This is a genomic window from Halobacillus sp. Nhm2S1 (assembly GCF_019599545.1).
In the GTDB taxonomy this organism is placed as follows: domain Bacteria; phylum Bacillota; class Bacilli; order Bacillales; family Halobacillaceae; genus Halobacillus.
Map to the genome: position 1 here is coordinate 349,105 of NZ_JAIEZV010000002.1, position 15,084 is coordinate 364,188.

The window sequence follows — 15,084 nt, forward strand, 5'->3', positions numbered from 1 at the left end:
TACATCCTTTCAAAGTTTCACAGTTTTTTATTTGTCATCCAGTTCGTTCTTCACTTCATCACTTACGGCATTTGTTCCACCAAGAACATGGTATTGTGTGTAATCCTTCTCCTGGATCAGTGCTTCAATCTCATCCGGAAGGTCATCCGGCTTAACGAGAAGCATTGGAGCTTTCAATTTCGCTGCAAGCACGGATCCTGTTAAAGCATCTGCAAAATCCCGGCCCGTTGCAACCAGAGCAGTGTTCGTATCGCCGACTAATTCCTCTGCAATTTCTGCAGACGTTCCGTAACGATCAGATCCTTTGTAACGGGTTGGGTTAGGTAGGTTTTTCATTACTTTTTCACTGACCGCATTCGTCCCACCAAGAACAATCGTTTCACCAATGTCAGACAAAGCCAGTTTCGTTTCTGAAGGCAGCTTTTTCGTGTTCGTCAATAAAACAGGATAGCCATGCTCCGCTGCATAGGAAGCACCGGACAGCGCATCTGGATAGTTTCTTCCGTCCGCAATGATTGCTTTTTCTGGTGATCCATCCAAGCGGGCAGCAATGTTGGCCGCTGTTTCATAACGGTCCTCTCCTGAGATACGTTCAACAGACAAGCCTTCTCCTTCTAATTGGTAACTGACATAATCAGAAATAGCTCCATCTCCACCCAGGATGACGGCATGCTTCGCTCCTAATCTATCAATTTCAGCTTTCACCTCGGATCGTAGTGTGCTGGTTTTCGTTAATAGAATCGGTGCATCGAGTTTATAAGCAAGCGGGGCCCCAGCCAAAGCATCCGGGAAGGAGTCTCCTCTAGCAATAACCACGGTGTCGGCCTGATCCCAGCCTTTCTTAGAAACCTCGATGGCTGTTTCATAACGATTGACTCCTGAAATACGTTCCACATCTGTTCCAAATTCAATTTGAGCAAGCATTGGGTCATGGTCACTTGCACGTCCATCCGCTTCCGAGAAGTCAGCATTGATGTTGACACTATCAATCTTCGTTTGTTCAGCCAGAGAGTTATTGACCAAAATGTGATCAAGAACCTGAGAATTCCCTTGATAGTTGTAGGAATAACGCTCTTCCAGCGGAAGTTCTTCCGTCATGTTTGTCAGAACGTCCCCTTTTAATGTTTCAAGAGGTTCAGAGAATTCAAAGTCATTCAAATCTCCCAATACAACGACGTTCGCCCCATCCACTTTTTCTTCGTATTCATCAACAAAATCATTAAGGACCTGGGCTTGTTTCAGACGCTGGACCTGACTTCCCAGTTCAATTGGATAACTGGCACCAAAGAGGGCATCATCTCCACCTTTGGAATTGAAGTGGTTGGTCACAACAAGGACTTTTTGTCCTTTGAATTCGAATTCCGCAGCTAATGATTTACGAGAATCATCGAAGGCTTCATTCGTTGGATCGATACGACCTGGGTTAAGGTTAAGCCCTTCCGCTGAAACCTCTACACCCGTGGTGGCATCCCCACTCGGCTTATCGACCATGGACACACGGTCAGGGTTGTAGATAAACCCGACGCGAATGTTTCCTCCGGGCTGACCGCCATCCGTTTTATCCAAAGGAGCAATTTCTGCAAACTCATAAGTTGGTCCACCCTTTGCCTCAATCGCATCAATGAGCTTCTGATAAGACTGATCTGCCTTAACGGTACCATCGTCTGTCGGGCCATTATTGTCTTGAACCTCTACCAATCCGATGATATCCGGCTGCTTCAAGTTGTTCACCATAGAGTCAGCAATACGATTCACTTTGTCCATAGAAGTTTCTGCTGAAAAGTTTTCCATGTTATAAGTAGCTACATTCAACTTTCCTTCTTCAACGGCAAGGTCAGTCGTTTCCCTTTCCGTACCACCATCAATAATGGCAGGGAAGTCGCCGGTGGTGCGGACTTTAAAGTTGCTGTAGTCATAGCTGACGATACCCGTGACAGACCCTTCGAGCTGATCTCCCACTTTGACATTGACGTCATAACCATCAACATCCAAGAGCACACGCTCCGGATTCGCGTCTTCTTCTGTCAACAACAGGCCGCCGGCATCTGTCATGGCCTGATCCTCATTGGTATCTACATAGACAGCAACTTCATCGTACTTCGGAGGAGAAGTGACGTGAGCATCTTTCAGCTCAATCCGCATGCCTTCAAGACTTTCATAGAAATCAAGACCGTCTGTTTCAGGATCAAAACTTTCCATTCCATCGTCCTCAATGTTCACTTTCGGCTGGATGCGATCCTCTCCGATGACGACCGTATCTGGTAAGGTGTTTTCAGATGATAGAATCGTAGAATCAGAAGCAGTGATTTGTGTGGTTAAAAGATCATCCGCATCATCGTATCCATCTTCACGCCACTCTTTAACTTCACCATTCACAGATACTTCATCCCCGACACTCACACCAGAGTTTCGATCATAAACATAGATCCCCTCTGATGTTGCAATATCATCATCAGGGTTTGTCCCTTGAATATAATAGCCATAAGTACCATCCAGAGCTGTGACAACCCCGGTGACACCTTCTACATTCATATCTACGTATGGAGATATATGGGAGGATCCTTGGATATCATGAATTTCCAATGAATCAACAGCCTTCAGCACTTCATAGGAGTAAGTAAATACTTCGCTCGTTTCTCCGCCCTCTTTGACTACAACCGCTTTGATTGTCGTATCTTTATTGATAGTGATAGGAGAATCGTAAACTTGACTTTCACTTGTAGGTTCCGATTCATCCATTGTGTAATGAATGGTTGCATCCGGTTGAGCCGTGCTGAGCGTGACTTCGGACCCTTCTGGAATGTTCCCAGAGTCCTTAGAAGCTATAACTGAGAAAATCTCTTCAATCACATCACTCTGGCTGCGAGGGATTAAACGATATTCATCAAAGCTATAGGTGACCACTCCGCGTAACAACTCATAGGTCTTCCCTACTTCGAAATCAACACTACCCTCGTTTGGAGAGATAAGAAATTCAGTACCACTTTCCTCAGCTAAATAATCACCACCGTCTCCTTCACCAACGATTTTCACATCGGTGAGTTCAACATACTCCCCTTCGAAATCTTCGCCTGATTCCTTACTGAAATCAGCTCCTTCTACTTGAAGAGCTGCGGGTACACCTTTATTTTCTTCTGTAATTACAATGCTTTCTGTTTGTATTTGTTCAAGTCCATAATAATCAGACAAAGCACCTTCTGCGGTAAACTCATCACCAATGTTGATTTTTTGGGACGTACGAACGACAATGCCGCCTGTTTCATCCTGTATGTACACATTCGTTTTGTCGCCACCTACAAAAGTTGCTGTTGCAATCCCTTTAATTTTGACATCCGTACCTTTTTCGGAGCTTCTAGCATCAGCAATACTGGAAAGTTCAACGGGTTCGCTTGGTGCAGGTGGTTCTTCTTCAGAGCCTTCGTCCGGGAATTGACCAATATAGGAAAATTCATCTTTTCCATGTTGTTCAAAAGACACAGACGGGTCGAATGCATCATCAGGGTTCGTATCTCCATCGAGATGATCTGCTTTCCTTGTCAGCGTTACATCACTTCCGAAGTTGTCCGCTGACCCGATTTGACCAAGTGAATCGACAATAGAATCACCTTTCTTTAGTAAGATGACATCATTTCCATTGAAGTTCACAACGCCGTTTCCTGTCCTGAGGTCTGCATCATCCAGCTCACTAGCTGTAGCACGCTGGTTGGCCAACACGAAAACATCACCATCTGCAAGCGTACCTTCTAAAGATAACGAAGCTGGACCAGAAGTGTTTCCGTTCGAGTACACTTCGAGAGTATATTGACTCAGATCTATATCTTCCCCAGTACCGTTATAGAGTTCCAGAGCTTTATTGTAAGAACTACCTTCTACATACTCTGTAACCAATAGCGAATCCGGCGACGTTGATTCTGCTTTAACCGGATGAGCAGGGACCGAGAACATCCCAAGCACCATTGAACTGACAACGACAGAGCTGACTCCACGTACAAAGTTTTTCTTTCTCAAAAGAGATAACCTCCCAATATTGTTTATAATTCTACAAAACTCCTCAACAACCTCCATTATATAGGAAATATTGTTTAATTTGTGTTAATTGTGTAAATCTTTGCTAAACAGTTTGAAATCGCTTACAATTATAGATTAATAAATAGCTGTTTTTTTCATCTCAAAAATGAAGAGCCTTCTCCTGCGTTCACCAAACTATTAAGTATAAACGTCCATAATAAAAAACCCCGATACCAATCAATGGTGTTCGGGGTTTTTTGTTTTATTTCTAACAGCAAAGTTGTGCTCCCATCTTCTTATAGTAAGACTTCCTACATACATCATGAGCACCATGAAAACATAGCCATCCATAGAATAAATAAATCGATCGATCAAATAGAAGATCAGAAGGAAGGCAGAGGCGATAAGCGTATCGATGATCACTTGATTTTTGAAAGAAATCGTGGATCACCACCCTTCATCGCTCAGGCCTGCGCCCATGTTGCAAGACGGTTTCAACGATAACATCGGAAGCTTCTTCTAATACCCTTCGATCAAAGGTCATATCCGGATGATGCAGACCCGGCTGAAGATCGCATCCGATAGCCAGCATCGTCGCTTTGAGCTCTGGCTTCATAATGGAATAGAAATGAAAGTCATCTCCCCCTGTCGTCTCGATCACAGGTTTTACATGGTCTTCGCCTTTCACTTCACTAATCGCACGTTCCACGTGCATGACTGCTTCCTCGCTCATGACTGCTGCCGGGACATCCGAAGCGACCTTCACCTTTACCTCAGAACCATGTAATTTGGAAACACAATCAGCAATGGTCTCAATTTTCGACAACAGTTCTGACATGGCTTCATTCGTCTGGGCACGTAAATCGATAGAAAAAGTGGCATTGCCGGGAATGATATTTGCACTGCTTCCTCCACTTTGAAAAGAAGTCATTTTTGCTGAATAAGGAATTTTTGGATCTAAATGAATGGAGTTCATCATCTGGACAACTTCCGTCCCCAGCTCGATCGCATTTTTGTTGAGATGCGGGCGTGCCCCGTGGGCATCTTCTCCCTTGATCTCTCCTTTCAAAAATCGCACCGCTCCATGCTGAATCCCTGGGGCGAATTCACCAGTACGAAGCTCCTGCATAGGTCTAAGGTGCAGACCATAAAGATATTCCACAGAATCGATGACACCCTCCTCCACCATCTTTAAGGCCCCTTCAATCTTTTCTTCAGCCGGTTGGAAGATGAAGCGAATCGTCCCGTTCCATGAATCTTTTCGTTCCTCTAACTTGTAAAGAGCTTCAAGAACAATCGCCATATGGGCATCGTGACCGCAGGAATGATTCGCTCTAAACTGTCCATCCACTTCCTGCCATAGGGCATCTATATCAGCACGCACAGCGATCACGGGGTCGCCTTGACCAAAGTCCGCAACTAAACCTGTGCAATCATCGAATTGCCTGATTCGCGCATTCGTCTTTTCCAGCAATGATGCAATATAATGGGTCGTCTCTGTTTCCTTCCAGCTGACTTCTGGATGATCATGAAGGTGTTCAAAGATTTCATGTACCGTCGGTCGGACGTTTTTCTTCATAAATACACTCCTCTTCACAATGGATTGTATGAAACACTTCCCCTTTTTCCTTTCTTTCCCTCCTTTATAGTTAGATTTATTGAATTGGAACAAGAAAAAGTAAACATAAATGAAACCAGAGTCAGGATCACTCCCGCTCTGGTTTACTGATTTCTCCTCTCGCTCTATGCCGGTTTCATTTGAAGCCATTACCTATCCTGATCGAATTACCTTATGAAATCATTGATGGACAATTTACGAAAACACCTTGTCGACCTTACTCCATTCCTTATCTGATAATTCAACATTAAGCGTCTTCAAATTATCAACCACCTGCTCCGTGCGCTTAGCTCCAGGAATCACAGCATCAATCGAAGGCTGATTCAAGTACCAGGCTAAAACAATATGAGGAATCCCTACATTTTTCTCTTCCGCTATAGGTCGAAGCTGCTCCACCTTTTCTAAATTCCGTTTGAAATTCTCTCCATGGAAGAGAGGATTCTTCGCTCGGAAGTCATCAAACGTCGTATTTTCATTATACTTTCCGGCGAGAAGACCGGAGGCAAATGGGAAGTATGGGATGAAAGAGATTTGATTTTCAGCCGTGTAGGGAAGCATCTCCTTCTCCGCTTCGCGTTTGAACAGGTTATATTCGCTTTGGATCACATCCACGTACCCATCTTTATCCGCTTCTTTCAACTGATCGACCGAGAAGTTCGAAACACCGATGGAACGAATTTTCCCTTCGTCTTTCAATTCTTTCAAGGCACCGACAGCTTCATCTTTAGGTGTCTTGTCATCTGGAAAATGGATATAGTACAAATCGATATAATCTGTACGGAGACGCTGCAAGCTATCTTCCACAGATTTTTTCAGAAAGTCCGGGGAATTGTTGAAAACGACATCTTCACCTTTAAACTGATGCGCACCTTTCGTAGCAAGAATGATGTCCTCGCGCTTGTATTCCTTCATCACTTCTCCAACCAGCTCTTCCGATCGTTCAGGACCATAGATAAACGCTGTATCCAGAAAGTTCATCCCATGGTTGAGTGCTGTGCGTACAACTTCCTTTCCTGCTTCTTCATCAAGATTCGGATATATATTGTGACCACCGACGGCATTGGTTCCAAGGCCGATCGGATTGACATAGAGCTCTGATTTTCCAAGGCGGGTTTGTCTGTCCATGTAAACATGTCTCCTTCTACAAGTTGGTGTTATTTACATTCCACAATAGAAGGAAGAAAAAACCAAACGATCTATTTTTATGACGCTATAACCTTCCCACGTTACTTTTACCAAATAGGAAAAGGCTAATAATTGTAAGCGGAAGGACAACATCCGATATAATAGAAGGATCCAATTAATCAAAGGTGATGACTACCTATGCAGCCAAAATGGAAACAGCTCGTACATTTGATTCGTGCGACCCATCCACCAAAACTGATTTTCTCGATCGCATTATTCTTAAGTTTACTCACAACGATGGCAGGCCTGGCCATTCCTTTACTCGCCAGCCAGTTAATCGACAACTTTGATCTGAACGATTTAAATAAAACCGTCATTGCAGGCATCGTCATCGCTTTCTTCGTCCAAGCCTTGGCAGGTGGGGTCTCTGTCTATTTCCTGGCCAAAGTCGGACAGCATATCATCGCTTCATTGCGGGAGCAGTTATGGGAAAAGCTTCTCGTCCTTCCGGTGTCGTATTATGATTCCCACGAGACGGGGGACGCGGTCAGCCGGATGACGAACGATACAGGGGTCATCAAAAACCTGATTACCGAGCATTTCACAGGTTTCATAACCGGGATCATTTCCGTTGTCGGGGCAATCGTCATTCTTTTCTACCTGGACTGGCCGTTAACGCTTGTGATGTTTTCCATTATTCCTCTAGCTCTCCTGTTCCTCATTCCGATTGGTAGAAAGATGGCGAACATCTCGCGTAACTTGCAAAAGGAAACTGCCGGCTTCTCTGCTCATTTGACCCGGGTCATATCAGAAATACGCCTTGTGAAAGCATCCAATGCCGAAGAGCGGGAATGGAACAAAGGAAAATCAGGAATCAATAAATTGTATGCCCTCGGTTTACGGGAAGGTGTCATCCAGGCTTTGATGTCGCCCCTAGTTTCTTCGCTGATCATTGTTGTGCTTGTTTTGATCATCGGCTTCGGTGGTGTACGGGTAACTTCAGGAGCCATGACTCCAGGGGAGCTCGCTGCTTTCTTCATTTACTTGTTCCAGATCATCATGCCGATTACACAGATTGTCGTATTCACCACCCAATTTCAAAAGACGGTCGGGGCTACGGAAAAAGTGCTTTCGATTTTATCGTTGGACGGGGAAGATTTGCAGGCTGGACGTGAGGTCGAGTCTTTCGACCACAGCCTGATTGTGGATCGGTTATCATTTAGCTACCATCCTGAAGAACCTATTTTAGAGAACGTTTCTTTTACAGCGAAGAAAGGGGAGGTAACGGCGGTTGTCGGTCCTAGTGGGAGCGGGAAAACGACGCTATTCTCTTTGATTGAACAGTTTTACTCCCCCTCTGACGGAAATATTCTCTATGACAGAGAACCCATTTCCACTTACACCCTTAAATCCTGGCGCACGATGATCGGCTACGTATCTCAGGAAAGTCCACTTTATGCAGGTACCATCAGAGACAATTTAACCTATGGCCTTGATGGGGACATTCCTATAGAAAAAATTCATGCCGCCGCGAAAATGGCCTATGCTGATACGTTTATCCAATCGTTGTCCCACGGATATGATACAGAGGTTGGCGAACGAGGCATCAAATTATCCGGTGGGCAAAGACAGCGCATCGCGATTGCCCGCGCCCTTCTCAGGGATCCTGAAATTCTTATGCTGGACGAAGCCACCTCGAGTCTCGACAGTCAATCAGAAATCGTGGTTCAACAAGCCTTGAAGAATTTGATGAAAGGACGAACGACCCTTGTCATCGCCCATCGCCTCTCTACGATTGTCGATGCGGATCAAATCGTTTTCTTAGAGAAAGGAAAAGTGACAGGAATCGGCACTCATGAAGAGTTGTTTCAGAAGCATACGCTTTACCGTAATTTTGCCAGGCAGCAGCTAAAAACAGATGTAGGAACCAGCTAGAAACGTTTTTCATCCAACAGCATCGGCCTCTGAATCATCCGCTTTACCAAAACCGTATTCGCATCCATTCTCGCGGATTACTCCAAAAAAAAGAGCGCCCACCTAGGAGGACGCTCTTTCTTATTGCTTTATTTAAACTGTCTTGTCGCTTCGACAGCCTTCTGCCAGCCTTTGTAGAGCTTTTGCTGCTCTTCTTCACTCATCTCACTCGTAAACGTTCGGTCATTTTCAGATTGCTGTTTAATTTCTTCTTTATCTTTCCAATAACCAACCGCTAGCCCTGCCAAAAAGGCGGAGCCGAGGGCGGTCGTTTCCTGAACGACTGGACGCTCGACCGGTACGCCGAGAATATCGCTTTGGAACTGCATCAGGAAGTTGTTCTTGACTGCACCGCCATCCACACGAAGCGCTTTCAAATCAATGCCTGAATCGGCGATCATCGCATCCAGCACATCTTTCGTTTGGTATGCGAGGGATTCCAGCGTTGCGCGGACGAAATGTTCTTTCGTTGTGCCACGTGTCAGGCCGAACATCGCGCCTCTTGCATCACTATCCCAGTATGGTGTTCCAAGCCCAACAAAAGCGGGAACCAAGTACACCCCGTCGGAAGAATCTACGGAAGTGGCAAGGGCTTCTGTTTGTGGAGCATCCTCAATCATCTTCAAACCATCTCTCAACCATTGAATCGCTGATCCAGCGACAAAGATGCTTCCTTCAAGGGCATATTCGACTTTTCCATCAAGACCCCAGGCAAGCGTCGTCAATAGACCGTGGTCTGAAGCCACACCTTCTTCTCCTGTGTTCATCAACATGAAGCAGCCCGTTCCGTAAGTATTTTTCGCCATCCCTTTTTCAAAACAAGCTTGGCCGAACAGCGCTGCCTGTTGGTCACCTGCGACTCCCGCAATAGGAACTTCATGACCGAAGAAATGATAATCAACCGTATGAGCGTAAATTTCCGATGATGGTTTCACTTCTGGAAGCATGGACGCTGGGACACCTAAAATGTCGAGAAGTTCCTCATCCCACTTCAAGTCATAAATGTTGTACATCAACGTACGAGAGGCGTTAGAGTAATCCGTGATATGAGCTTTTCCACCGGAAAGCTTGTACACAAGCCATGTATCAATCGTTCCGAATAATAGCTCCCCGTTCTCTGCCTTTTCTCTTGCGCCTTCAACGTTGTCTAACATCCATTTCACTTTTGTTCCAGAGAAGTATGGATCTAAAAGCAAACCGGTTTTTCCACGGAAAAGATCATTGTGACCAGCCGCTCGCAGCTCTTTACAAATATCTTCGGTCTGACGGGACTGCCACACGATCGCTTTGTAAATCGGCTTTCCAGTATTCTTATCCCATACGACAGCGGTCTCCCGCTGGTTGGTAATTCCGATTCCCGCGATTTGCTGTGGACTTACATCGGATTTTCTTAATACCTCTGCAATACAGGCAAGGACAGAAGTCCAAATTTCATTCGCATCGTGCTCTACCCAGCCTGGTTTTGGAAAGAACTGTTCAAATTCTTTTTGAGCTGTCTCTACAATTTTCCCTGCTTTGTTAAAAAGAATCGCTCGGGAACTCGTTGTGCCCTGGTCAATTGAAAGAATGTATTGGTTTTCCATATCAATCATCTCCTTAAATTTTAATTAGCTCACTTTATTTTCTATTTTGTCGCTGTAGGTTTGTCCTTTTTTCAATTCAGAACTTGCAGCACCAATCAGGATGAATGCGACAATCACGGACAAGATCCAAAAAGCAACGGACAGTTCCTGCATAAAGATGGCTCGGTAAAAAAGAGCTCCATAGATTCCACCTAAAATTGGTCCTACGACTGGGATCCAGGCGTAACTCCAATCGGAACCACCTTTTCCTGGGATCGGAAGCAGGGCATGGGCAATTCTCGGCCCTAAGTCACGTGCAGGGTTAATCGCATAACCGGTCGTTCCCCCGATGGACATCCCGATCGCTACAATGAGCGCACCAACAATAAGTGGATTCAAGCCTTCCGTAAATTCATTCGCACCAATAAATAATAGACCCATGAGAAGGACAAATGTCCCGATCATTTCACTGATTAAATTGGAAAAAGGACTGCGAATCGCTGGATCTGTAGAAAAGACCGCAAGCTTCGCTCCTTGATCTTCCGTGGCCCGCCAGTGAGGCAGATAGTTAAGAAAGACAATGCCTGCCCCGATAAGAGCTCCAATCATCTGAGCCGTAATATAAAGCGGTACCTTCGACCAAGGAAAATCTCCGATGGACGCCAAACCTAATGTAACGGCAGGGTTAATGTGCGCTCCAGAAAATCCACCGACAGCGTAGACCGCCATAGTAACGGCAAGCCCCCAGGCAATAGTGATAACCACCCATCCGGCTCCTTCTGCTTTCGAATTCTTTAGAACAACGCCACCGACTACGCCGCCACCAAAAATAATTAAAATCATGGTACCAATCAGTTCCGCGACAAACTCTGACATACTCAACACTCCCTTTTTGTAAAATATGGTAGTATATGAACAAAAAAGGAGACCCACACAAAGAGCCTGGACGATAAACGTCCGGCAAAAGTGTGAGTCTCCAAATCTCCGTCACATACTTAACTTGTTGTTGCTAATTATATGACACTATGTAAGCGGTGTCAATAACTATTTAAAAGGGTTATTGCTTAATGGAAAGATGAATAGCTTCTTAACACCAGCGAATCGCGAGAATGTTTATGAAGCTTGGAAACACGATCCCCCTTCGATGAACTCTGAAAAAAAGTCAAGCGCAACTGACTTAACAGCTGCGCTTGACTCTTCATTCATTTAGGCACCCATAGAGGAAAGGGCACGTTTGCTTTCTTGTTGCTCTTGTTCTTTTTTCAACTGCTGTACCTTGTTTCGCTCTGCTTCCAACTCTTCCTGAAGCCTCTTGTTTTCTTTAACAAGCAAGTCTCTTTGGTCCAACACTCTCAGCATATCTTCTCTCATTTTCGTTCTCCTTTCATAAAAGCGAGGATTTTATGGTAAATTGTAGAAAAATGACGGTTTATGATTTCATAGGATATAAGTACCCCGCCTTCTCACATCTCAAACATTCAATGATAAATTATAATCATACTACTCTTCCTTTTTCAGCTGCAACAAATAGACAAGCGCTCCGAAGATAGGGATGGCCCCGAACCAGTGTCGCTGGTTTGCTCTTCCATTCCTACGCTCCTTCCAGTAGATGACGAAAATAGACAACAAGGTTAAGACCACAAAATCCATGGTCATTACGTGGACAAAGTTAGACGTTTGGAAAGCCCGCCAATAAGCCTGACCGTCTCCACTGACCAGTCCATGCCATAATAAAGCGGCAGTTACAGCCATAAGAACAAAAATAAAAAAACGAGTATGGAAGACCTTCACGAACCAGTCTGGGATTCTTCCTCTTTTCATCTCCCTTGTTTTTGATAAGAAAAAATAGGGCATCAATGCAAAAGCTCCCAGCACGAACATGCCTAAAAGGAACGGCCATAACGGAAGACGACTACGATCTTCTCCGATAAGCAGAGCTACAAAAACGAGGGGATAGATGCCGAGGAAGCTGAACACCATCAATAAAAGGGGATCAGGTTCATCCATTTTCATCAGTTGTTGAAGATATCCAGAGCTTCCTTGAGGGGCTAGAAAAAAAGCGTACAAGAGGAAGGCAATCCAACCGGTCAAAAATATCATTTGTCGCAAACTCATTCGTCTTCACCCATCCTTTGATTTAATGAAAAGAGTATAAAACGTTTTACCCCCGCTTAAAAGGTAAAACACCTCGTTCTTTGTCTCCATTCTGTAAAAATCTCTATCCATCTCCTTATATAAGCAGGCTTCAGACCCCTTTATAATTAAACAATAAAAAGCGCAGCACCCACTTGATTGCGAATGCTGCGCTTTTCTCTAGTTTTTAAGAGCGATTTTAGGATAGGTGTTTCAAGTCTTCTTTTTCCAAATGAAGAAGATTCTAATTCGTTTTAAAATTCATTGGATTTTATTGTTTTATAGGGAGAATCGTTCCTAAATAAACTTCACACAAACAGGCTCTGGAACATGAACGTCCGATTGAAGGAGGGAAAGCTTCCCTGTCTCTGTGTCTCTTTCAAACAATGTCATCGTGTTCGATTTCTGATTCGTAGCAATCACGAATTTCTCGGTAGGATCCAGCACAAAGTCGCGCGGCCAGTTCCCTTCTGTGGACGTCCATTCGACAAACGTCAGCTGCCCCGTATCTTGATCAACTTTATAGGAGGCAATGGAGTTATGCCCACGGTTTCCAGCGTAAACAAATTGTCCATCGGAAGAAATATGGATGGCACTTCCGTCATTCGTTTCATTAAAACCTTCCGGAATTGTTTTAATGGCTTGTTGTTGAGTAAAACTTCCATCTTTCTCATCGTAATGAAGAACAAGGACTTCTGAACTCAGTTCTGTCATCACGTACGCATACTTTTTATTCGGATGGAAAGTGATGTGTCTTGGACCACTGCCAGGCGCTGTGTTGAATACTTGCACCTGAGTAAGATCCCCCTCATCAGCTGCATAAGTGATCACCCGGTCACTTCCAAGGTCGATCGCAATCACGTATTTTTCATCAGGTGTAAAACCAGCATAGTGCATGTGCGGTTTTTCCTGTCGTTCATGAGGACCAGTACCCTCGTGTTCGACCACGGCGGCAGCTGGATTCAAAGATCCATCCTCCTTCGTTAAGTAAGAGACGATATTCGTTGTATGATAATTAGCTGTTACCACTGTGTTGTTCTCATGATCGACACTCACATGGCACGGCGGGGATCCGGCAGAGGTTTGAGTATTTAATTTGGTCAGCTCACCTGTTCCACCTTGAATGGAAAAGGCCGTCACCCCGCCATTTTCTCCTTCTTTCGTGACGGCATATAAATTCTTTTGATCGTCACTCACGGTCACATATGTCGGGTTACCCAACTCTGCCGCTAACTTCACATCTTTCAATTCTTTGTTGTCTGTATCCAGCGTGAACTGGTACACGCCTTTACTATCCTGTTTTGTATAAGTTCCAACATATCCAACATACTTTGCCATTACCAAAACTCCTTTATCAGCTGTATTCATATATCCTTTCAGATCGAGCATTCCCATTCATTATCTCATAAACGCTTGGTCTTCTAAATCACTTCGATTTCCCTTTATTTATACCCGGGATTTCCTCCTCTTAACGCTACATCCATATCTTGTCATCATGATCGCAGGAACGTATGATGAATAGACACAGGTGAAAAGAACAGACAGGGAGGTAGGAACATGAGATATAAAAGAAAAGATTACTTCCGGTATGAGTTCAAAAAACCGCTACAAGCGTTCTTCCGTATTCATAGAGTGGGCAGAAAAGAGGTTAATACCTCAAAAGGCGAGGCCAGGATCATCAATATCAGTCCTCATGGGATGAAGTTGAATACAAACTTGGACCTCCCTCACCAGGACGGGCATGAGGTCAAACTGTCCATCAGTTTCCACTTGAACGATCAACATTTCCACCTACCCGGGACGATTGTTTGGAAGAAAAAAGTTGCTGCCTTCAATTATGGGATCTATATGGATCTGGATGAAGCGGAAAGCCAAGGGTTAGTGAAAGCGCTCAAGGTTTATGCGAGCAGCCAGGACAATGTAGATGAGATTTAAACGAAGTCCTGTCGGTAAAACAACTTCCCGCCTTTCCTATCACACACGATTTCTACCATCGTGAACATTCCTAGGAAAAGTTCCCCTTCAATAATGGCATGAAAAAGCGCAGGGCTAATGAAAAGTGTTTGCCCTGCGTTTTCCTGACATCATTTATTCTTCCTCTCTTTAAGCCGCTCTTCATACCACACCGCATCATAGGCTAGAGTACATAGCTATAAACAAACAGAAGGTGAAAAGACTTGCTCCTATCAGACTTTTCCCAACATATTCTCCAGGTATTCTCTTTACCAGTTCAAAGGTTATCGGAAAAGCAAAGGCCACCGGTATGATGTAAAAGGTATAGAAGATGAAGAATGGAGTCAGAATTACTAAAAGAATAACTGCCACGATCAGGTACATCCCAAACCCTATAAAAAACTTTCCCATAACCAATCGTCTTATTAACCGGTCGGTGAAGAACGAGACTGGGAGAGCATATACAACATGCCCTAAAAAAATGAAACAGGCATTCATATATAAATTCCCTATAAAATGGTTATATTCGGATGTAAGGCAAATCGTAAGTATAAATGATGCTACATTCCCACTTAATAAAACCGCTAGTAAATTCCGCATGACAAAACTCTCTTTTCCTATCTATTTATATATCTTTTATTTTCTCACAAATGATCGGTAGAAAAAAATGAAAATCAACCTCCACTTTTCTTATTAAAAAACATCCGCAAT

Annotated in this window: 10 protein-coding genes; 2 read left to right on the forward strand and 8 right to left on the reverse strand. The window is 44.2% G+C overall.

Translation table 11 applies throughout. From position 1 onward, the window contains the following. Positions 1-27: 27 nt before the first annotated feature. The 3 genes from K2225_RS08220 to K2225_RS08230 all read right to left on the reverse strand — a co-directional run bounded on the left by K2225_RS08220 (position 28) and on the right by K2225_RS08230 (position 6,751). Positions 28-4,008, reverse strand: coding sequence for a cell wall-binding repeat-containing protein (locus K2225_RS08220; RefSeq protein WP_220584304.1), 3,981 nt, complete (start codon positions 4,006-4,008; stop codon positions 28-30). Positions 4,009-4,465: 457 nt separating this feature from the next. After that, a complete protein-coding gene (locus K2225_RS08225; RefSeq protein WP_220584305.1) occupies positions 4,466-5,587 on the reverse strand; it encodes a M20 peptidase aminoacylase family protein in 1,122 nt (373 codons plus the stop codon). Positions 5,588-5,821: 234 nt separating this feature from the next. After that, positions 5,822-6,751 carry an aldo/keto reductase gene (locus K2225_RS08230; protein WP_220584306.1) on the reverse strand — a complete coding sequence of 310 codons (930 nt, stop codon included), beginning with the start codon at positions 6,749-6,751 and terminating at the stop codon, positions 5,822-5,824. 198 nt (positions 6,752-6,949) lie between these two features. On the opposite strand from K2225_RS08230, the gene K2225_RS08235 reads away from it, so the two are divergent. Continuing rightward, positions 6,950-8,686, forward strand: a complete 1,737-nt coding sequence (locus K2225_RS08235) for an ABC transporter ATP-binding protein (protein WP_220584307.1) — start codon at positions 6,950-6,952, stop codon at positions 8,684-8,686. 128 nt (positions 8,687-8,814) lie between these two features. On the opposite strand, the gene glpK is transcribed toward K2225_RS08235, so the two are convergent. From glpK to K2225_RS08260, 5 genes are all read right to left on the reverse strand, one after another. Then, entirely contained in the window at positions 8,815-10,308 is a 1,494-nt protein-coding gene (gene glpK, locus K2225_RS08240) for a glycerol kinase GlpK (RefSeq protein ID WP_220584308.1), read from the reverse strand. 24 nt (positions 10,309-10,332) lie between these two features. Continuing rightward, positions 10,333-11,163 carry an MIP/aquaporin family protein gene (locus K2225_RS08245; RefSeq protein ID WP_220584309.1) on the reverse strand — a complete coding sequence of 277 codons (831 nt, stop codon included), beginning with the start codon at positions 11,161-11,163 and terminating at the stop codon, positions 10,333-10,335. A 330-nt stretch (positions 11,164-11,493) separates the two neighbouring features. Then, positions 11,494-11,658 carry a hypothetical protein gene (locus K2225_RS08250; protein WP_220584310.1) on the reverse strand — a complete coding sequence of 55 codons (165 nt, stop codon included), beginning with the start codon at positions 11,656-11,658 and terminating at the stop codon, positions 11,494-11,496. A 129-nt stretch (positions 11,659-11,787) separates the two neighbouring features. Next, positions 11,788-12,402 carry a hypothetical protein gene (locus tag K2225_RS08255; RefSeq protein WP_255574333.1) on the reverse strand — a complete coding sequence of 205 codons (615 nt, stop codon included), beginning with the start codon at positions 12,400-12,402 and terminating at the stop codon, positions 11,788-11,790. Between the two features lie 315 nt (positions 12,403-12,717). After that, a complete protein-coding gene (locus K2225_RS08260; protein WP_220584311.1) occupies positions 12,718-13,758 on the reverse strand; it encodes a lactonase family protein in 1,041 nt (346 codons plus the stop codon). Positions 13,759-13,977: 219 nt separating this feature from the next. Between K2225_RS08260 and K2225_RS08265 the strand changes: the two genes are divergently transcribed. After that, positions 13,978-14,355: a PilZ domain-containing protein gene (locus K2225_RS08265; RefSeq protein ID WP_220584312.1), complete on the forward strand. Its 378-nt coding sequence runs from the start codon at positions 13,978-13,980 to the stop codon at positions 14,353-14,355. Positions 14,356-15,084: the final 729 nt, after the last annotated feature.

What these genes read in the sequence shown, in the direction of transcription:
- K2225_RS08250 (WP_220584310.1), bottom strand. Translation starts at nt 11,658, where the DNA reads ATGAGAGAAGATATGCTGAGAGTGTTGGACCAAAGAGACTTGCTTGTT.
- K2225_RS08235 (WP_220584307.1), top strand. Translation starts at nt 6,950, where the DNA reads ATGCAGCCAAAATGGAAACAGCTCGTACATTTGATTCGTGCGACCCAT.
- glpK (WP_220584308.1), bottom strand. Translation starts at nt 10,308, where the DNA reads ATGGAAAACCAATACATTCTTTCAATTGACCAGGGCACAACGAGTTCC.
- K2225_RS08225 (WP_220584305.1), bottom strand. Translation starts at nt 5,587, where the DNA reads ATGAAGAAAAACGTCCGACCGACGGTACATGAAATCTTTGAACACCTT.
- K2225_RS08260 (WP_220584311.1), bottom strand. Translation starts at nt 13,758, where the DNA reads ATGGCAAAGTATGTTGGATATGTTGGAACTTATACAAAACAGGATAGT.
- K2225_RS08230 (WP_220584306.1), bottom strand. Translation starts at nt 6,751, where the DNA reads ATGGACAGACAAACCCGCCTTGGAAAATCAGAGCTCTATGTCAATCCG.
- K2225_RS08245 (WP_220584309.1), bottom strand. Translation starts at nt 11,163, where the DNA reads ATGTCAGAGTTTGTCGCGGAACTGATTGGTACCATGATTTTAATTATT.
- K2225_RS08255 (WP_255574333.1), bottom strand. Translation starts at nt 12,402, where the DNA reads ATGAGTTTGCGACAAATGATATTTTTGACCGGTTGGATTGCCTTCCTC.
- K2225_RS08265 (WP_220584312.1), top strand. Translation starts at nt 13,978, where the DNA reads ATGAGATATAAAAGAAAAGATTACTTCCGGTATGAGTTCAAAAAACCG.